Consider the following 19112-nt stretch of genomic DNA (forward strand, 5'->3'; position numbering starts at 1 on the left):
GGTGCGCCGCTTTCCGGCTCAGCCGGTGAACTGGTAGGTGGACGACGCCTGTTCGTAGAGTTTCGTCACCTCGTCGCGCTCGGCCTCGGGGCCGCGCACCTGCACCACGTGGTAGCGCCCGTCGACGAGGATCGCCAGGTTGCGCACGAACAGTTGGCGTCCGTCGGCGTCACTCCAGGTGAACTGGCCCTCGGCCATGGTCCGTCCGCCCACCTCGATCGTCCGCAGCCCGCCGGAGGTGGCCCAACTGGAGGAGCGGTACGGCCCCAGCTCGTACTCCTTCTCGCGCTGGTAGACCATCGGATCGGTGCCGTACGTCGACGCGCGGTCCCGGCCCGGCACCACGATCAGCTCGAAGTCCCCGTGCGCGTAGACGACTTGACCGAGCCCGTTCTTCGGGGTGCGGTCCCAGCCGTTCGCCACCGCGACCCGGAAGCCCTCGGCGTCCTTGCGCACGGTGAAGCCGTCGGCGACGTCGGGGCCGCCGCCCTGCGTCCCGGTGGGACCGGAGGACGAGGCGGGGCTGTCGTCGGCCGCGGGCGAGGTCTGGTCGGGGCGGGGCTCGCTGCTCGCCTCGGGGGCGGTGTCCCCCTGCGCGGGCGTCGTGTGCGCCGCGTCGGAGGTCCCGGCCGCGCCGGTGTCCGTGGCCTTGGGCATGAACAGCACGGCGTACGCGATCGTCCCGGCCAGCGCGAGCAGGATCAGCAGGAGCAGGGTGCGGCCCAGGCGGCGCGGTGAGCCGGACGGTTCCCGCCTGGCCCGCTTGTGCCGGCCGTGCGCCGTGGTGGCGGGCAGCCCGGCACGCCGTCTGCGCACCAGTTCGCCGCGCCGCCGCACGATCGGCAGCCGGCTCGGGTCGACGGGCGGCGCCGCCACGACGTGCACACCGGCGTCCGGCTCGGGCGCCGAGCGCACCAGGGAGCGCAGCCAGCCGCCCAGTTCCTCGAAGTCGATGCGTTCGGTGGGGTCCTGACGCAGCAGCGACTCCACCACCGGGCGCAGCGGCCCGCACTCCTCGGCGAAGGCGGGCGGCTCCGCGCACACCATCTGGACCAGCTCGGCCGTCGACTCCTCGGGATACGGCGCATGCCCCTGTACGGCCCTGAAGAGCAGCGCGCCCAGCGCCCACAGGTCGGTCGCGGGCCCGATGGGCGCGGCGAGCTGCCAGTTCTCGTGCACGGGCCCCGCCTGCTCCGGCGCCCAGCGCTCGGTCACCGGGCCCACGAGCGCCATCCGCGCCTGCCGGGCCCGCTCGGCGGCCAGCGCCGTCGCCGGGCCGCGCCGGGCATGGGCGCCGGGGGCGGCGTCGCCCCAGCGGGCCGGGGGCTGCGCAGGGTCGGCGGGCAGGAGGGCGCCCACGGCCCCGGGCGCGGGCGCGACGGCGCGCGGCTCCACCCCCTGCCAGGGCGCTCCGCGCACGCCGTAGGGGTCTGCTATCTGCCCCGGCGGCACACTGCCACCGGGGTTCTGCACCGTGCCGGTGGTGGGCTGTCCGCCGCCGGGGGCGTACGGCGGCTGCGGCCTGCCGTCGGGGTTCGCCCCGTCGGGAGCCCGACGGGCCCCGGGCAGGGCCGGTCGGCCGCTCTGCTGCAGGTCCTGGACCCGGGCCGCCGCCCGCGCGCCCGCGCGGTACGCGGCGATCGCGCCGGCCCGCGCGGCCCGGACGTCCCCGCCGCTCTCCGGCGCCGCCCTGCGGGCCACGGCGGCCGAGGCGCCGCCGGTGCCCGCGGCCGGGTCGGTGCCGGCCTGCGGCAGTCCGCCGGCGGCCCGTGCCTCGATGGCGGCCCGCCGGGCGGCCTCGGGATCGACGGCACCGGCGCCACTGCCGGTACCGGCCCCGCCCGGGCCGCCGAGGGCCCCCGCGGGGTCCGTGGGGCCTGCGGGCGCGCCGACGGTCCCGGGGCCGGCCAGCGGGCCGCTCTCGGGCCCGTCCTCGGGCCCGTCCTCGGGCCCGTCCTCGGGCCCGTCCTCGGGCGGCACCGGGTCGTAGCCGCACAGCGCCTCCTGGGCCGTGCCGACGGCGAGCCCGGTCAGCATGACCCGGCCGTCCTCGCAGACCAGCACCGTGCGCGCGGTGATGTTGCGGTGGACCCAGCCGTGCGCGTGCAGCACCCGCAGCGCCATGAGCACATCGGAGGCGACCTCGGCCGCCCGGTACGGCGACAGCGGCTTCTCGGCGAGCAGCGCCGCCAGCGGCCGCGCGGCCACCAGCTCGCTGACGACCCAGAGCGAACCGCCCTCGGCGAACACGTCGAAGACCTGGTCGAGCCGCGGATGGTCGGGGATCCGGGCGACCGCCTGGGCGGCCTCCACGGCCCGTCGCACCACGGGATCGGCCGGCCGCCGTGCGCTCCCTTCCGCGCGCGGACGTGCCGTCGGCCGCCGGGCCGCGCGGTCACGCGCCGTGAACCCCTCGGGCAGCCCGTCCGCGTCGAGCACCTCGGCCTCGACGACCTCCGGCAACGGCACCTGCCTGACGAGGACTTCCTGTCCGCTGTAGGTGTCGAAGGCGCGGCTCTCGGTGAGTTCGTACTCGTCGGAGGGCGGCAACGGCAGGCGGTAGCGGTCGGCGAGCACCCGGCCCGCGTAGTCGTCCACTGTGCCTCCCCCGGCCGCCCGGTCGGTCAATTCCGTTCGCCTCGCGGCCCGTTCCGACCGCATAGCGGGATGCGTACGGTCCGCAAGTACTCACGATACGTGCCGGAGGCAACCCGCAAAGAGAGGTTGACCGATCTCGGGCCCCCGACCCCGGGGGGACCGGCCCGCTCACTTCTTCGGCTGGAAGGTCTCCGTCAGCGTCTGCCAGGTGCTCTTGCGCAGTTCGCCGTCCCAGTCCGACGCCTTCGCCGTGTACATCAGGGCGTACCCGAGGTGGCCGTTGACGACGAACCCGCGGTCGACGGTCCGGTACTGCGTGCCGCCGTCCACGTAGGTGAACTCCCAGTCGGCGGTGTCCCAGCCGCGGTACTGCACCGTCTGTATGCGGATCTTCTTGTACTGCGAGCGCGTCATGTAGCGCTCCTGGTTCTCCCAGTCCGCCTTCGGGTCGCCCTTGGGCGTGGTGGTCCAGGCGACCAGCAGCTTCTGTCCGTCGGGTCCGGTGAAACGGTCCCCCGCGGAGTCCGAGGACTGGTACTTCCACCCTGCGGGCAGGCCGATCGAGTAACCCTGGCCGCCGTCGTGCGTGGACGCCACCGCGGCGGCGGTGTCACTGGAGGTGCCGGTGTTGTCGTCCGTGCCGGACGAGCCGCCCGACGACGCGTCCGACGACGCGCCGTCCGTGGACCCCGTCGTGGAGCCCGACTTCGTGTCCTGGGAACCGGACTGCGAGGAGTCGTCGTCCTTGCCGGACCCGCCGCTCGCGTCCTCCTTGGTGCCGACGGTCGCACTCTGGCTCGCGCCGGCCTTGGTCCCGCCGCCGTCGCCGTCGTCGGCGGCGCTGCCGTCGCCCCCGCCGAGGGTGAGGGCCAGCACGGTGCCGAGCACCGCCAGCGCCACCACCACGGCGATGATCATCAGGGTCCGCTTCGGCACGACGTCGGTGAGCGGCGCCTTGGGCACGGACCTCGGCGGCAGATCCGGCAGGTCCGGCGGCGTCATCACGGGCCAGCCCGAACCGCGCCCGGCCGGGGTCGCGTTGCCGCTCCCCTGGGCCGCCCGCTCACCCGCGCCCGCGCCGGGGCCGGAAGCGGCACCGGCACCGGCACCAGCACCGGCACCAGCACCAGCACCAGCACCAGCACCAGCACCGGCGGAGTCGGCCGCAGTGCCGGCGGACGCCGACGGGGACGCCGCGGCCGCCGCACCCGCCGCGGCGCCGGCGGACTTGGTGCGGTTCGCGGCGGCCGAGTTCGTCGCACCGGTCACCACGGCGGCCTTGCGCACGGAGCGCAGGGCCCCGCGCAGCTTCTCCGCCGCCTCCTCGCCGCGCTTGTTCCCGGCTCCCGCCGCGCTCCCCCGGCCCTCGGGCGAGTCCGGCAGTTCGGGCAGCGGCACGACCTTCGTCGCGTCCGCAGGCTCCCGCTCGGCGGTCTTGGACGCGGACGCCTTGATCACCTTGTTCAGCATGACCCGCGCGCCCGCGTCGTCGAGGCGCAGCGCCGGGTCCTTGGTGAGCAGTCCGTAGATGACGTCCCGCAGCGGGCCCGCGTTCTTCGGCTCCTCCAGCGGCTCGGTCATCACCGCCGTGAGCGTCGCTATCGCGGAGCCCTTGTCGTACGGCGGGGATCCCTCGACCGCCGCGTAGAGCAGTCCGCCGAGCGACCACAGGTCGGCGGCGGGGCCGGGCTTGTGGCCGCGGGCGCGCTCCGGGGAGATGTAGGAGGGGGCGCCGACGAGCATGCCGGTGGAGGTGATGGACGGGTCGCCCTCGACCTGGGCGATGCCGAAGTCGGTGAGCACGACCCGGCCGTCCTCGGCGATCAGCACGTTCGACGGCTTCACGTCACGGTGCAGGATGCCCTCGCGGTGCGCCGAACGCAGCACGTCGAGGATCGCCAGGCCGACTTCCGCCGCGCGCCCGGGCTCCAGCACGCCGTCCTCGCGGATGGCCTCGGCGAGCGACTTGCCCTCGACGAGCTCCATCACGATCCACGGCCGGTCGTCCTCGTCGACCACGTCGAAGACCGTCACCGCGCTGTTGTTGCGGATTCTGGCGATGGCCTTCGCCTCGCGCAGCGTCCGCGTGATCAGCCGGCGCTTCTCCTCGTCGTCGATGTTCGTCGGGAACCGCAGCTCCTTGACGGCGACCGTGCGGCCGAGGGTCTCGTCCTCGGCGCGCCACACCGTACCCATGCCGCCGCGGCCGAGCACATCTCCCAGCCGGTACCGCCCGGCGAGGAGACGTGCGCTCTTCCCCTGACGGGATGTCCCCGCCCGCTCCGCCTCCGACATGCGTCCCCTCATGCAACCCGCCCTGACAGAGCCTCCATTGTCCCCCACCCGACAAGTGCTCGACGCCCAGGGTGCCCATCGCGGCGCGACGGGGCCCGGACACCCGGACCGCGGGTCCCCCGGAACCCGCCCGCCAATCCCGCCGACCGAACCCGGCCAGGGCTCCCGGCGGTTTCCGGCCAAGGGTCCGAGCGGGTCCCGGCCGGGGCCGCGACCCGGTTCCGACCGGCGCTCCGGCCTGCTCGCGGCCCGGGTTCCGACCCCGGTCCGGCCGGGTCCCGGCAACCTGCGCATCCGGTGAAAACGACTTCCCGCCAACGGGCATGATGACCCGTGACAAGGGAGGAACCGGGATGTCACCGCTCCGGACGCTGCTCGCCGCACCCGTCTCCCTGCTGCTTCTCAGCCTGGCCCCGGCCGGCTCACAGGCGCACTCCAGCCCGCCCACGGACACGGTCCTCGCACAGCTGACGACCCGGGGCAAGGCGCCCGCGGCAGCCCTGCTGGTCCGCGACGGGACAGCCACCCGTTACTCCCGGTCAGGTCCGGGAATCTCCCGCTCCGACCACTTCCGCGCGGGCAGCATCACGAAGACCCTGATCGCGACGGTCGTCCTGCAGTTGGCCGCCGAGCACCGGCTGTCGTTGTCCGACACGGTGGAGCAGCACCTGCCCGGTCTGGTGCGCGGGGCAGGCAACGACGGGCGCGCGCTGACCCTGCGTTCCCTGCTCACCCACACCAGTGGCCTGTACGACTTCACCCGGGACACCGGGGGCACCGTCCCCCTCACCGCCACCCGGTCCGTGCGCCTCGCGCTCACCCACCCTCCGGCCGAACGTGGCCGATTCGCCTACTCCAACACCAACTACGTCGTCCTCGGCCTGGTCGTCGAGCAGGTCACCGGCCACTCGTACGCCACCGAGACCACGCGTCGCGTCATCGCTCCCCTGGGCCTGACCGGCACCTCCTTCCCCGGCTACCGCAGGTCCCTGCCCTCCCCGCACGGCCGCGCCTACTCCGCCGACGGGACCGACGTCACCGCACTCGACCCACGGGTGGCCGGGGCCGCGGGCGAGCTGGTGACCACGCTCGCCGATCTGGACCGCTTCTACGCGGCGCTGCTGGGCGGCGAGTTACTGCCCCCGCGCGAGCTGCGCGAGATGCTCGACACCCGTGCCGCACACGGCTCGTACGGCATGGGGCTGTTCCCCGTGCGGCTGCCCTGCGGGACCACGGTGTGGGGGCACAACGGACGCATCACCGGCAGCTATGTGCGCACCGCGGCCACCTCGGACGGCCGTCATGTCCTCACCTTCCGGGTGAACACGACGGAGATCGCGGACCCCGGCCTGGAAACGGCCCTCCTCACCGCCGAGTTCTGCCCCGGCACCTCGTAGAACGATCGGCGTTCACGCCGGGATCCCGGCTCGCGTCACCCGTTCGAGTGGGACGTGGCGCAAGCCGCCCGACCGACCGACCGCGGCGGCACGGCCCCCGACCTCTCGTCCGCCCTACAACGGCACGATGTCCGGCGCCCCCAGCCGGGCCGCGTCCGCCGTCAGGTCGTCGGGCTGGAGCTGCGACTCGCGCTCCGCCTCCACCCGTTTCTCGTAGTGCTCGATCTCGCGCTCGATCTGGCTCTTGTCCCAGCCCAGCACCGGCGCCATCAGCTCCGCGGCCTCACGGGCGCTGAGCGTGCCCCGGTCGAAGGTCTCGATGGAAATGCGGGTGCGCCGGGTCAGCACGTCGTCCAGGTGCCGGGCGCCCTCGTGGGAGGCGGCGTAGACGATCTCGGCGCGCAGGTAGTCGTCGGCCGCCCGCAGGGGCTCCCCCAGCGAGGGGTCGCCGGCGATCAGGTCGAGGAGTTCCTGCGTCGCCGAACCGAAGCGGTTCAGCAGATGCTCCACGCGCACCACGTGCAGTCCGGTCTTCGCGGCGATCCGCGCCCGCGCGTTCCACAGCGCCCGGTAGCCCTCCGCGCCCAGCAGCGGGACGTCCTCGGTGACGCACTCGGCGACCCGCATGTCGAGCCCGTGCACGGCCTCGTCCACCGCGTCCTTGGCCATCACCCGGTAGGTGGTGTACTTGCCGCCGGCCACGACCACGAGCCCCGGCACGGGATGGGCCACGGTGTGCTCGCGGGACAGCTTGCTGGTGGCGTCCGACTCACCGGCCAGCAGCGGGCGCAGTCCCGCGTACACGCCCTCGACGTCGTCCCGCGTCAGCGGCACCGAGAGCACCGAGTTCACATGCTCCAGCAGATAGTCGATGTCGGCGCTGGAGGCGGCCGGATGGGCCTTGTCGAGGCTCCATTCGGTGTCGGTGGTCCCGATGATCCAGTGCCGGCCCCAGGGGATGACGAACAGGACGGACTTCTCGGTGCGCAGGATCAGCCCGGTGGAGGAGTGGACCCGGTCCTTGGGCACGACCAGGTGGATGCCCTTGGAGGCACGGACGTGGAACTGCCCGCGCTCGCCCACCATCGCCTGCGTGTCGTCGGTCCACACCCCGGTCGCGTTGACGATCTGCTTCGCGCGGACCTCGTACTCCCCGCCGCCCTCGACGTCCTGGACCCGGGCGCCGACCACGCGCTCGCCCTCGCGCAGGAAGCCGGTCACCCGCGCCCGGTTGGCGGCGTGGGCGCCGTAGAAGGCGGCGGTGCGCACCAGCGTGGCCACATAGCGGGCGTCGTCCATCTGGGCGTCGTAGTACTGAAGGGCGCCGACGAGCGCGTCCTTCCTCAGACACGGGGCGACCCGCAGGGCATGACGCCGGCTCAGGTGCCGGTGTGCGGGCAGGCCCCGGCCGTGACCACGCGCCATCGACATGGCGTCGTAGAGCGCCACGCCCGAACCGGCGTACAGCCGCTCCCAGCCCTTGTGCTGCAGCGGATACAGGAACGGCACCGGCTTCACCAGGTGCGGCGCGAGGCGCTCCAGCAGCAGGCCGCGCTCCTTCAGCGCCTCTCTGACCAGTGCGAAGTCCAGCATCTCCAGATAGCGCAGGCCGCCGTGGATCAGCTTGCTGGATCTGCTCGACGTGCCCGACGCCCAGTCGCGCGCCTCGACCAGTCCCGTGGACAGGCCGCGCGTCACGGCGTCGAGAGCGGTGCCCGCGCCGACGACACCACCACCGACGACGAGCACGTCCAGCTCGCTCTCGGCCATGGATGCCAGTGACTCGGCACGCTGCGCCGGTCCCAGTGTCGCTGTCCTCACCGCTGCCTCCCGTTCGTCGGTCGCGCCGGGCACACCCTGTGGGGGCAGGACCGGGCCCGCATCCCCCATGCCCCAATCCTGACCGGGATGCCCGACTTCAGCCACCAGTCGCTCCCAGCCTGTGGACAACATTCGCGGGACTGTCGGGAAACACAGCCGACCAATACCGCATCAGGGTCATATTTACTCCTAGTGTGACATTGCGCTTCGTTCGTTTTGTCCACACGGCTTGCGCACCTGTCCCGCTTCGGTTAAAGGGAAGGACGGCCCACGCCATGCCCGCAGATCTCGCCGTCATCGGACTCGGTCCTCTCGGCCTGCCCCTGGCCCAGGCAGCCGTCGCCGCCGGTATCGCCACGCTCGGATACCGGACCGGGCCGGAATCCGGCTCGCTCAGCCCCGCCGAACTGCGCCGGATGCTCTCGGGGGGCTTCCGGACCGCCGCCGGGCCCGCCGAGCTCGGCCGGGTCCGCACCGCGGTCATCTGCGCGCCGACCCCGCGCGGCGCCGACGGCGGATTCGACCTGAGTCAGGTGGAGGCGGCCGCCCGCACCCTGGCCGAGCGGCTGCGGCCGCACACCACCGTGATCCTGGAGTCCCCCGTGTACCCCGGGACGACCGAGGAATTCCTGCGACCGCTGCTGGAGGAGGTCTCGGGACTGCGGGCCGGGCGCGACTTCCACCTCGCCTACGCGCCGGGCCGGGCGGACCCCGGCAACCGCGACTTCACCCCGGCCAACACCCCCAAGGTCATCGGCGGCCTCACGCCCGCGTGCACCGAGTCCGCCGCCGCCTTCTACGGCCGGCTCACCGACAAGGTGGTACGCGCGCGTGGCCCCCGCGAGGCCGAGACCGTGCACCTCCTGGAGACCAACTACCGGCACGTCAACATCGCCCTCGTCAACGAAATGGCCGTCCTCTGCCACGACCTGGGCGTCGACCTGTGGGACGTCATCCGCTGCGCGGAGACCAAGCCGTTCGGCTTCCAGGCCTTCCGGCCCGGCCCCGGCGTCGGCGGCCACGCCGTCCCGCAGGACCTGGCCGGCCACGGGGGCCGCCCCCTGCGGATGGTCGAGCTGGCCCAGCAGGTCAACAGCCGGATGCCCCGGTACGTCGTGCAGCGTGCCGCGGCCCTCCTCAACGAGCACGGGAAGTCGGCGCGCGGCGCGCGCGTGCTGCTGCTGGGCGTCACCTACAAGGCCGACCTCGCCGACCAGCAGGCCACCCCCGCGCACGAGATCGCGACCCGGCTCATGGAGCTCGGCGCCGCCGTCAGCTACCACGACCCGCACGTGCCGTCCTGGAGCGTCCTGGACCGGCCGGTGCCCCGCGCGGACTCCCTCTACGAGGCGGCGGCCCACGCCGACCTCACGATCCTCCTCCAGCAGCACCGCACGTACGACATGCAGGGCCTGTCGGTGAAGGCCCAACTCCTGCTCGACACCCGGGGCGCAACTCCCACGGGGGCGGCGCACCGGTTGTGAACGGGGGCGCGCGAGGCCGACCCGGACGCCGGGGATGGTGGCACAGGGCACGGCCCGCCGGTACCGTACGAAACAGGTGGAGCCCACCGCAGGGGCTACTGCGGCAGGCTCCTGATGGATCACGGGTGTCCGCCCCTAGCTTTCATAGGGGCCGCCGCTCAGCGTCCAAACAGGTGGAGCCCACCGCAGCGGCTACTGCGGCAGGCTCCTGATGGATCACGGGTGTCCGCCCCTAGGTTTTGTAGGGGCGGCCGCTCACCATCCGAAAAGACGCAAGATCCACCTCCTGCGGCACTGCACCGTCCGAAGACGGAGCCGGTCCCAGCGGGTGGGCTTGCGGTGACGGCCCATGGGCGCCCCCTTCCACGACACCGCCCAGTAGCCCGGTGGACGGTCCGTCGGAACGCGGGCCGGGCCCCGCGGGCCGGGGTCCGGAACCATGTCCTTGGAAGGGGGCGCTCCAGAAACCTGAGGCGCCGAGGTGGACGCTGTCGCCCGCGACCTCTCCGACCAGCCCGTTTCCGCCTCGAAGGCACCCGTGCGCCCCCACCGCGCTCCACACGCCCCTCGCGCCACGCGCCGCGGGCCCAGCGGGCATACGGAAGGGCCGGTCACCTCACCGACGTGAGATGACCGGCCCTTGCCGCCGCCCGGCGCCGTACGCCCGGCGCCGTACGGCCTACCGCTTGTGCTGCGAGTCCGCCACCGTCACCTCGACGCGCTGGAACTCCTTGAGCTCGCTGTAGCCGGTGGTGGCCATGGCCCGGCGCAGGGCGCCGAAGAGGTTCATCGAGCCGTCCGGGGTGTGCGAGGGGCCGGTGAGGACCTCCTCCAGCGTGCCGACCGTGCCGAGGTCGACCTTCTTGCCGCGCGGCAGCTCCTCGTTGACGGCCTCCATGCCCCAGTGGTGGCCCTTGCCGGGCGCGTCCGTGGCACGGGCGAGCGGGGAGCCCATCATCACCGAGTCGGCGCCGCAGGCGATCGCCTTGGGCAGGTCGCCGGACCAGCCGACCCCGCCGTCCGCGATCACGTGCACGTACCGGCCGCCGGACTCGTCCATGTAGTCGCGGCGGGCGGCCGCCACGTCGGCGACGGCCGTGGCCATCGGGACCTGGATGCCCAGCACGTTGCGCGTGGTGTGCGCCGCGCCGCCGCCGAAGCCGACCAGCACACCGGCCGCGCCGGTGCGCATCAGGTGCAGGGCCGCGGTGTACGTGGCGCAGCCGCCGACGATCACCGGCACGTCGAGCTCGTAGATGAACTGCTTCAGGTTCAGCGGCTCGTGCGAGCCGGAGACGTGCTCCGCCGACACCGTCGTACCGCGGATGACGAAGATGTCCACGCCCGCGTCGACGACCGCCTTGGAGAACTGGGCCGTGCGCTGCGGGGAGAGCGCCGCCGCCGTGACCACGCCGGAGTCGCGCACCTCCTTGATGCGCTGCCCGATCAGCTCCTCCTTGATGGGGGCCGCGTAGATCTCCTGGAGGCGCCGGGTGGCGGCGTCGTCGTCCAGCCCGACGATCTCGTCGAGCAGCGGCTGCGGGTCCTCGTACCTCGTCCACAGGCCCTCGAGGTTCAGCACGCCCAGGCCGCCCAGCTCACCGATACGGATCGCGGTGGCCGGGGAGACGACCGAGTCCATGGGGGCGGCCAGGAAGGGCAGCTCGAAGCGGTAGGCGTCGATCTGCCAGGCGATCGAGACCTCCTTCGGGTCCCGCGTACGGCGGCTGGGGACGACGGCGATGTCGTCGAAGGCGTACGCCCGGCGGCCGCGCTTGCCGCGCCCGATCTCGATCTCAGTCACGTCTGTGGCCTTTCCCTCTGCGTTTCAGCGTCTACCAGTATCGCCGACCGGCACGCCGAAGGCGGCCCCGGAGCTCCGGAGCCGCCCTCGTCCACACCTCGGCCGCACCGTCGTACCCGACCTGGTGCGTGTTCTCGTACGACGTCACGCGCGCGTGAGCCGGTACGGGATCACGCGCGCGTGCGGGTCACTTGCTGCGGCTGTAGTTGGGTGCCTCGACCGTCATCTGGATGTCGTGCGGGTGGCTCTCCTTGAGGCCCGCGGAGGTGATCCGCACGAAGCGGCCCTTGGACTCCATCTCCTCGATGGTGGCGGCGCCCACGTAACCCATGGTCTGGCGCAGGCCGCCGACGAGCTGGTGCAGCACGTTCGCGAGCGGGCCGCGGTAGGGCACCTGGCCCTCGACGCCCTCGGGCACGAGCTTGTCGTCGGAGGCGACCTCGGCCTGGAAGTAGCGGTCCTTGGAGTAGGAACGGCCCTGGCCGCGGGACTGCATGGCACCGAGCGAGCCCATGCCGCGGTACGACTTGAACTGCTTGCCGTTGATGAACAGCAGCTCGCCCGGCGACTCCTCGCAGCCGGCCAGCAGGCTGCCCAGCATCACCGTGTCGGCGCCGGCGGCGAGCGCCTTGCCGATGTCGCCGGAGTACTGCAGGCCACCGTCGCCGATCAGCGGGACACCGGCCGCGCGGGCGGCGAGGGAGGCCTCGTAGATGGCGGTGACCTGCGGGACTCCGATGCCGGCGACCACGCGGGTGGTGCAGATGGAACCGGGGCCCACGCCCACCTTGATGCCGTCGACACCGGCGTCGATCAGCGCCTGCGCGCCGTCGCGGGTGGCGACGTTGCCGCCGATCACGTCGACCGACACACTCGACTTGATCTTCGACATCCAGCTCAGGGCGTTGCTGTTGTGGCCGTGCGAGGTGTCGACGACCAGGAAGTCCACACCGGCCTCGGCGAGGGCCTGGGCGCGCTCCAGCGCCTCGGGGCTGGCGCCGACGGCGGCACCGACGAGCAGACGGCCCTCGGCGTCCTTGGCGGCGTTGGGGTACTGCTCGGCCTTGACGAAGTCCTTGACCGTGATGAGGCCCTTGAGGACGCCCTCGTCGTCGACCAGCGGAAGCTTCTCGATCTTGTGCTTGCGCAGCAGCTCCATGGCCTCGACACCGGTGGTGCCGACCTTGCCGGTGACCAGCGGCATCGGCGTCATGACCTCGCGCACCTGGCGGGAGCGGTCGGACTCGAAGGCCATGTCGCGGTTGGTGACGATGCCGAGGAGCTTGCCGGCCGGGTCGGTCACGGGGACACCGCTGATGCGGAACTTCGCGCAGAGCGCGTCCGCGTCGGCGAGCGTCGCCTCCGGGTGGACCGTGATGGGGTCGCTGACCATGCCGGACTCGGACCGCTTGACCAGGTCGACCTGGTTCACCTGGTCCTCGACGGAGAGGTTGCGGTGCAGCACGCCGACACCGCCGAGGCGGGCCATCGCGATCGCCATGCGGGACTCGGTCACCTTGTCCATGGCGGCCGAGAGCAGCGGAATGTTGACGCGCACGTTGCGCGAGATGCGGGACGAGGTGTCGACCGCGTTGGGGAGCACTTCCGATGCACCCGGCAGCAGCAGCACGTCGTCGTAGGTCAGCCCGAGTGTCGCGAATTTTCCGGGCACTCCGTCGACGTTCGCAGTCATGACACCATCCCCAAATAGCCTTGATCGGTGCGGATGTCCATGCTAACGGGAAGCGAGGGTCGCTCATTCCACGGTTCGGAGCGGCTCCCGGCTTCGTATGTTCGTACGGGAACGAGGGATCGCCCGTTCAGGTCCGGCGCGCGAGCGACGGCCCGAACAGGCAGCCCGATCCCCTGCCGCCGACCGACGACCCGGCCCGGCGGCATGACCCGCTCACTGCTCGGCGAGCGCCCGCAGTCGGCTGAGCGCCCGGTGCTGAGCCACCCGGACCGCGCCGGGTGACATTCCCAACATCTGGCCGGTTTCCTCCGCCGTCAGCCCCACCGCGATCCGCAGCAACAGCAGCTCACGCTGGTTCTCGGGAAGGCTGGCCAGCAGCTTCTTCGCCCACTCCGCGTCGCTGCTGAGCAGCGCCCGCTCCTCGGGTCCCAGCGAGTCGTCGGGGCGTTCCGGCATCTCGTCGGACGGGACGGCCGTCGAACCGGGGTGGCGCATCGCGGCACGCTGGAGATCGGCCACCTTGTGCGCGGCGATGGCGAAGACGAACGCCTCGAAAGGGCGGCCGGTGTCCCGGTAGCGGGGCAGGGCGAGGAGGACGGCGACGCAGACCTCCTGCGCCAGGTCCTCCACGAAGTGGCGCGCGTCCCCCGGCAGCCGGGACAGCCGGGTGCGGCAGTACCGGATCGCCAGGGGATGGACGTGGGCGAGCAGGTCGTGCGTGGCTTGATCGTCCCCGTCGACGGCACGGTGGACCAGTGCACCGATCGCCCCCGGGGCAGTGGCCACGTCGTCCTCACGCATCGGACCATGGTGCCCTGCGGCCGATTGGTCCGCGGCACCGCGCCCATCGTTGTGCACCGAAGCGTTATGAGCAGGTGCGCCGGAACTCATCTCCTGCGCCCTCCTCTTCCGCTCGACCGACTCGTCCCCGAGGAACTCCACACCTCAAGGATGCGGCATCCGCGGCGAAACAGGCAGCGGGCAGCGGGCGAGCCCGGTTGCCATCCCCGCCCACCTTGAGGTAGGCGGGGACCACCTGGGACTTCCTACGGGTTCCGCTGCCCCCGCGACGACGCGCCCGGTCCATCCGGCACGCCTAGCGCACCAGGCCCCAGCGGAACCCGAGCGCCACCGCGTGCGCACGGTCCGAGGCGCCGAGCTTCTTGAAGAGGCGTCGGGCGTGCGTCTTGACGGTGTCCTCGGAGAGGAACAGCTCCCGGCCGATCTCGGCGTTGGAGCGGCCGTGACTCATGCCCTCCAGGACCTGGATCTCACGCGCGGTGAGCGTGGGCGCGGCACCCATCTCGGCCGAGCGAAGGCGGCGCGGGGCGAGGCGCCAGGTCGGGTCGGCGAGGGCCTGCGTGACAGTGGCGCGCAGTTCGGCACGCGAGGCGTCCTTGTGCAGATAGCCGCGGGCGCCGGCGGCCACCGCGAGGGCGACTCCGTCCAGGTCCTCGGCGACGGTGAGCATGATGATGCGCGCACCGGGGTCGGCGGACAGCAGCCGCCGTACGGTCTCGACGCCGCCCAGGCCGGGCATGCGTACGTCCATCAGAATCAGGTCCGAGCGGTCGGCCCCCCAGCGGCGGAGGACTTCCTCGCCGTTGGCCGCCGTCGTCACGCGCTCGACGCCGGGCACGGTCGCGACCGCGCGGCGGAGCGCCTCTCGGGCAAGCGGGGAGTCGTCGCAGACGAGGACGGATGTCATGGCCGCCCTCCGCAGCTGATGCGCGTCACCTTGTGCCTCCAGGCTGGTACGAAATCGTCACCTGTGCGGTCGACCGTCTCGGACGCCTGCCCGAGCGTTTGCGTTCTCAACCGCATCCGCACTCTCAACGACGGTCACTCGAAAGAGTTACGGGGCTCTGTGCCATCTTCGGCACTCTACGTGAGGGGACGGACACGGGGCAGTCGCGCGCGGCTGTCCTCCCGTCTTTCATCACAAGCCATGCCCCATTTAGACCTATTTCTTCCCATCTGTTGGTGTCCGAGGCTAGATTCGCAATGAGTCATATTTTCATCTCCTTAGATCGTAGATGTACGGTCGTGAGCACCGTATCCGCTCAGAACGGCTGCAAGGGGTCACGCAATGGCAGATTTCTCCCGCCTTCCCGGACCGAACGCGGACCTGTGGGACTGGCAGCTCCTCGCCGCCTGCCGCGGGGTGGACAGCTCGCTGTTCTTCCACCCGGAGGGCGAGCGCGGGGCGGCCCGGAGCGCTCGTGAGAACTCGGCCAAGGAGGTCTGCATGAGGTGTCCGGTCCGCGCGCAGTGCGCGGCGCACGCACTGGCGGTGCGCGAGCCGTACGGCGTGTGGGGCGGATTGACCGAGGACGAACGCGAAGAGCTCATGGGCCGGGCGCGCAACCGGCTCGTATCGGCGTCGGCCGCCGGCGTGGACGCCGGCTCGAACACCTGAAGGAACGTTTTTTCATATACGCCCGGACATCACGCACGGACGTCACGCACGGACGTCATGACGCGACAATCGAGCGCCATGGACATGCAGGCATGGCCTGGCGGCAGTGCGGCCACCACCGGGGAGCTGTGCGCCCCCGGCATCAGTGATGTGCGGCGCCCCTGTATTTCGTGATGTGCGGCGCCCGGGACGCCCGACGCTTCCGGCCCCTCAGCGGACGGCCGCGCGCTCCAGCTCCGCCAGCGTCGCCGCCACCGCCGGCACCTGGGCCAGATCGGGCAGCGTGAGCGCGACGATGCTCCGCCGCACGGCCGGCTCCACCGTCACCGTGCGCACCCCTCTGGGACGTACGGACTCGACCGCGAGCTGGGGCAGCACGGCGACGCCGAGACCGGCGCCCACCAGGCCGACCACCGCGGGGTAGTCGTCGGTGGCGAAGTCGATGCGCGGGGTGAAGCCCGCGCTCTCGCACGCCTCCACCAGTTGTCCGCGACAGCGCGGGCAGCCCGCGATCCACGGTTCCCGGGCGAGGTCGCCGATGTCCACGGACTGCGCGCGGGCGAGCCGGTGGTTCTCGGGCACCAGGCCCACCAGACGGTCGGTCAGCAGGGAGCGCACGACGAGGTCGTCCCATTCCTCCGCGCCCGCCGCGCTCTCGTAGCGGAAGGCGAGGGCCACGTCGCAGTCGCCGTTGCGGAGCTTCTCGACCGACTCGGGCGGCTCGGCCTCCTCCAGGGAGACACGGGTGCCGGGATGCGCGGCGCGCAGGGCGGCGAGGGCGGCGGGCACGAGGGTGGAGCTGCCGCTCGGGAAGGAGACCAGCCGGACCCGGCCCGCGCGCAGACCCGCGATGGCCGCGACCTCCTCCTCGGCGGCGGTGAGTCCGGCCAGGATGCCGGCCGCGTGCCGGACGAGGGCCTCGCCGGCCTGGGTCAGACGCATCTCGCGGCCGCTGCGGATGAGCAGCGGGGTGCCGACCGACGCCTCCAGGGCCTTCATCTGCTGACTGACGGCGGGCTGGGTGCAGCCCAGCTCGCGTCCCGCCGCCGAGAAGGAGCCGGTGGCGGCGACGGCGCGCAGCACGCGGAGATGACGGGCCTCGATCACCCTTCGAGCATAAGCGCTTCTTGGATGCGGTGCCCAATAATGCGTCGACGCTTTGGGGCCGGGTCCCTTACCGTGCGTCCATGGAGCTTCTCTCGGTGAACCTGGGCCGTCCGCAGGCCGTGCCCTACACGGATCGGGCGGTAGGCCTGACCGGCATCGACAAGCGGCCGGCCGACGGGCCGGTGCGGGTGGCGGCGCCCGGGCCGAAGGGAACCGGCGGGAGCGGGCTGGCCGGGGACGCGGTGTGCGACAGACGGCACCACGGCGGCGACGACCAGGCCGTGTACGCGGTCGCGCGCGAGGACCTCGACGACTGGGAACGCGAACTGGACCGCACGCTCGCCAACGGCGTGTTCGGCGAGAACCTCACGACCCTCGGGGTCGACGTGTCCGGCGCGCTGATCGGCGAGCGCTGGCGCGTCGGGCGCGCGGTGGTGCTGGAGGTGACCTCCGGGCGGATCCCGTGCCGTACCTTCCAGGGCCACCTGAACGAGTCGGCGTGGGTGAAGCGGTTCACGCAGAAGGGTGCCCCGGGCGCCTATCTCCGGGTGATCGAACCCGGAGAGATCAGAGCGGGCGATCCGGTCGAGATCGTGCACCGGCCGGACCACGACGTGACCGTGACCCTCCAGTTCCGGGCGTCCACGACCGAACGGGAGCTGCTGCCGCGACTGCTCCCGGCCGGTGCGGCCCTGCACCCGGAGTCTCTGGCGGCGGCCCGGAAGTACGTGGGACGACGACAGCCTTGAGTCGTCGTCACCCGTCCCCGGGAAATCTCGTCCGGCGGGCGGACCGGGGCCGTCCGGCGGCCGTCCGGACGGCCGCCGCACCGAGCGGACCGATACGGTCCGGGTAACTACCCTTGGGCCATGACAACGGCTCTGATTACGGGATCGACGGCGGGCATCGGTGCCGCGTTCGCGCGGCGGCTGGCCGCGGACGGGCACAACCTCGTGCTGGTGGCACGCGACACCAAGCGGCTTCGGGAGCAGGCGACCGAACTGCACGACCGGCACGGCATCGAGGCGGAGGTGCTGACGGCCGACCTCGCGTCGGACGACGGCATCGACCTGGTGGCGGACCGGCTCGCCGATCGCAGGAGCCCCGTCGACCTGCTGGTCAACAACGCGGGCTTCGGCAACAAGGGCCGTTTCCTCGACGTGTCGATGGCCGACGAGCTGAAGATGCTCAAGGTGCACTGCGAGGCGGTGCTGCGGCTGACGGCCGCGGCGACCGGCGGGATGCGCGAGCGCGGTCGCGGCGGAGTCGTCAACGTCGCCTCGGTGGCGGCCTTCGTGCCCCGGGGTACGTACGGGGCGTCCAAGGCGTGGGTCGTGCAGTTCACCCAGGGAGCCGCACGGGACCTGGCGGGCAGCGGCGTCCGGCTGATGGCGCTGTGCCCGGGATTCGTACGGACCGAGTTCCACCAGCGGGCCGGGATGGGCACGGACAACATCCCGGGCTGGATGTGGCTGGACGCCGACAAACTGGTCGCGGCGGCGCTCGACGACCTGGCACGCGGGAAGACCCTGTCCGTCCCCGACCCGCGCTACAAGGTGCTGATGGGCCTGGTGAAGGTGACCCCACGTGGGCTGCTGGGCGGTGTCACCTCGCGGACGGGGCGCAAATACGGGCCCCAGTGAGCGAGGGCGTGATCGCGTCGCCGCCGGACAGGTGACGCCGCCGCTCCGGTGGGAGAATGACCGGAGGGAACCGGACCCAGGGGGGCCGGAGGCGGCGTCATGACGTTCGTACAGCTCATCGAGTGCAGGACGAGCCGGTTCGACGAGATGAACCGGCTGCTGGACACCTGGGTCGAGGAGACCAGGGGGAAACGGAGCGCGACGCACGATCTGATCGGCAAGGACCGGTCGGACGACGCGCACTTCGTACAGATCGTGGAGTTCCCCTCGTACGAGGACGCGATGCGCAACTCGCATCTCCCCGAGACCGACCGGATCTTCCAGGAGATGGCCGCCCTCTGCGACGGCATGCCGACCTTCACCGATCTGGAGGTGGTGCGCGACGAGCAGTTGTACGCGACCAACGCGCGCAGGCTCCTCGAGCTGATCGCCACCGACGGTGAACTGCCCCCGTTGAACAACGTGATGGCGGAGAACTACCACGACCACGACCCCGCCAACGAGCAGGACACCCTCGGGCTGGACAACATGCGGCGCGAGTTCGAGATGTGGCGGGGCGCCTTCGACTTCGCGTTCACCGTGGACGAGCAGATCGCCCAGGGCGACCGGGTGTGCACCCGCTGGACCTGGCAGGGCACGCACCGCGGCGACTTCCTGGGAATCCCGGCCACCGGCCGCCGGGTGTCGATGACGGGCACGACCGTCTTCCGGTGCGGCGAGGACGGCAAGCTCGTCGAGGGCTGGTGGCAGTACGACAGACTCGGCCTGATGGCGCAGTTGGGAGCACTGGACGCCCTGGGGAACTGAGCCACCGGTTCCCCCACGGACCCGCGAGGGGCGAAGCCCCCGTT

General features: G+C 72.2%; 14 protein-coding genes. 6 read left to right on the forward strand and 8 right to left on the reverse strand.

Annotated elements, in window-relative coordinates:
• Positions 1–18 precede the first annotated feature (18 nt).
• Complete coding sequence (locus ACWC24_RS11650) at positions 19–2598, reverse strand: protein kinase (RefSeq protein WP_450662638.1); 2580 nt, start codon at positions 2596–2598, stop codon at positions 19–21.
• A 168-nt stretch (positions 2599–2766) separates the two neighbouring features.
• Positions 2767–4893, reverse strand: a complete 2127-nt coding sequence (locus tag ACWC24_RS11655; protein WP_450662639.1) for a protein kinase domain-containing protein — start codon at positions 4891–4893, stop codon at positions 2767–2769.
• Positions 4894–5246: 353 nt separating this feature from the next.
• Between ACWC24_RS11655 and ACWC24_RS11660 the strand changes: the two genes are divergently transcribed.
• Positions 5247–6290, forward strand: a complete 1044-nt coding sequence (locus ACWC24_RS11660) for a serine hydrolase domain-containing protein (RefSeq protein WP_450662640.1) — start codon at positions 5247–5249, stop codon at positions 6288–6290.
• Between the two features lie 114 nt (positions 6291–6404).
• Here the strand turns inward: ACWC24_RS11660 and ACWC24_RS11665 are convergent, their stop codons facing one another.
• Positions 6405–8111 (reverse strand): glycerol-3-phosphate dehydrogenase/oxidase, encoded by a 1707-nt coding sequence (locus ACWC24_RS11665; RefSeq protein WP_450662641.1) that lies wholly within the window; start codon positions 8109–8111, stop codon positions 6405–6407.
• Positions 8112–8386: 275 nt separating this feature from the next.
• Here ACWC24_RS11665 and ACWC24_RS11670 point away from each other — a divergent pair, with 275 nt between their 5' ends.
• Positions 8387–9595 carry a nucleotide sugar dehydrogenase gene (locus tag ACWC24_RS11670; protein ID WP_450662642.1) on the forward strand — a complete coding sequence of 403 codons (1209 nt, stop codon included), beginning with the start codon at positions 8387–8389 and terminating at the stop codon, positions 9593–9595.
• 679 nt (positions 9596–10274) lie between these two features.
• Here the strand turns inward: ACWC24_RS11670 and ACWC24_RS11675 are convergent.
• From ACWC24_RS11675 to ACWC24_RS11690, 4 genes are all read right to left on the reverse strand, one after another.
• Positions 10275–11399: a GuaB3 family IMP dehydrogenase-related protein gene (locus tag ACWC24_RS11675; RefSeq protein ID WP_450662643.1), complete on the reverse strand. Its 1125-nt coding sequence runs from the start codon at positions 11397–11399 to the stop codon at positions 10275–10277.
• 187 nt (positions 11400–11586) lie between these two features.
• Positions 11587–13092, reverse strand: a complete 1506-nt coding sequence (gene guaB / locus ACWC24_RS11680; RefSeq protein ID WP_450662644.1) for an IMP dehydrogenase — start codon at positions 13090–13092, stop codon at positions 11587–11589.
• A gap of 213 nt (positions 13093–13305) precedes the next feature.
• Positions 13306–13893, reverse strand: coding sequence for a sigma-70 family RNA polymerase sigma factor (locus tag ACWC24_RS11685; RefSeq protein WP_450662645.1), 588 nt, complete (start codon positions 13891–13893; stop codon positions 13306–13308).
• Positions 13894–14188: 295 nt separating this feature from the next.
• A complete protein-coding gene (locus ACWC24_RS11690) occupies positions 14189–14800 on the reverse strand; it encodes a response regulator transcription factor (protein ID WP_003948568.1) in 612 nt (203 codons plus the stop codon).
• A gap of 381 nt (positions 14801–15181) precedes the next feature.
• On the opposite strand from ACWC24_RS11690, the gene ACWC24_RS11695 reads away from it, so the two are divergent.
• On the forward strand, positions 15182–15511 hold the full coding sequence (locus ACWC24_RS11695; RefSeq protein WP_450662646.1) for a WhiB family transcriptional regulator: 330 nt from the start codon (positions 15182–15184) through the stop codon (positions 15509–15511).
• A 210-nt stretch (positions 15512–15721) separates the two neighbouring features.
• Here ACWC24_RS11695 and ACWC24_RS11700 read toward each other — a convergent pair whose 3' ends face one another.
• Positions 15722–16618 (reverse strand): LysR family transcriptional regulator, encoded by an 897-nt coding sequence (locus ACWC24_RS11700; protein ID WP_450662647.1) that lies wholly within the window; start codon positions 16616–16618, stop codon positions 15722–15724.
• A gap of 80 nt (positions 16619–16698) precedes the next feature.
• Here ACWC24_RS11700 and ACWC24_RS11705 point away from each other — a divergent pair, with 80 nt between their 5' ends.
• The 3 genes from ACWC24_RS11705 to ACWC24_RS11715 all read left to right on the forward strand — a co-directional run bounded on the left by ACWC24_RS11705 (position 16699) and on the right by ACWC24_RS11715 (position 19068).
• Positions 16699–17367, forward strand: coding sequence for an MOSC domain-containing protein (locus tag ACWC24_RS11705; RefSeq protein WP_450662648.1), 669 nt, complete (start codon positions 16699–16701; stop codon positions 17365–17367).
• Positions 17368–17487: 120 nt separating this feature from the next.
• Entirely contained in the window at positions 17488–18261 is a 774-nt protein-coding gene (locus tag ACWC24_RS11710) for an SDR family NAD(P)-dependent oxidoreductase (protein WP_450662649.1), read from the forward strand.
• Between the two features lie 99 nt (positions 18262–18360).
• Positions 18361–19068, forward strand: a complete 708-nt coding sequence (locus tag ACWC24_RS11715) for an ester cyclase (protein ID WP_450662650.1) — start codon at positions 18361–18363, stop codon at positions 19066–19068.
• Positions 19069–19112 lie beyond the last annotated feature (44 nt).

The organism is Streptomyces sp. NPDC001443 (genome assembly GCF_053597355.1).

What these genes read in the sequence shown, in the direction of transcription:
- ACWC24_RS11695 (WP_450662646.1), top strand. Translation starts at nt 15,182, where the DNA reads ATGGCAGATTTCTCCCGCCTTCCCGGACCGAACGCGGACCTGTGGGAC.
- ACWC24_RS11685 (WP_450662645.1), bottom strand. Translation starts at nt 13,893, where the DNA reads ATGCGTGAGGACGACGTGGCCACTGCCCCGGGGGCGATCGGTGCACTG.
- ACWC24_RS11670 (WP_450662642.1), top strand. Translation starts at nt 8,387, where the DNA reads ATGCCCGCAGATCTCGCCGTCATCGGACTCGGTCCTCTCGGCCTGCCC.
- ACWC24_RS11705 (WP_450662648.1), top strand. Translation starts at nt 16,699, where the DNA reads ATGGAGCTTCTCTCGGTGAACCTGGGCCGTCCGCAGGCCGTGCCCTAC.
- ACWC24_RS11690 (WP_003948568.1), bottom strand. Translation starts at nt 14,800, where the DNA reads ATGACATCCGTCCTCGTCTGCGACGACTCCCCGCTTGCCCGAGAGGCG.
- ACWC24_RS11710 (WP_450662649.1), top strand. Translation starts at nt 17,488, where the DNA reads ATGACAACGGCTCTGATTACGGGATCGACGGCGGGCATCGGTGCCGCG.
- guaB (WP_450662644.1), bottom strand. Translation starts at nt 13,092, where the DNA reads ATGACTGCGAACGTCGACGGAGTGCCCGGAAAATTCGCGACACTCGGG.
- ACWC24_RS11655 (WP_450662639.1), bottom strand. Translation starts at nt 4,893, where the DNA reads ATGTCGGAGGCGGAGCGGGCGGGGACATCCCGTCAGGGGAAGAGCGCA.
- ACWC24_RS11660 (WP_450662640.1), top strand. Translation starts at nt 5,247, where the DNA reads ATGTCACCGCTCCGGACGCTGCTCGCCGCACCCGTCTCCCTGCTGCTT.
- ACWC24_RS11715 (WP_450662650.1), top strand. Translation starts at nt 18,361, where the DNA reads ATGACGTTCGTACAGCTCATCGAGTGCAGGACGAGCCGGTTCGACGAG.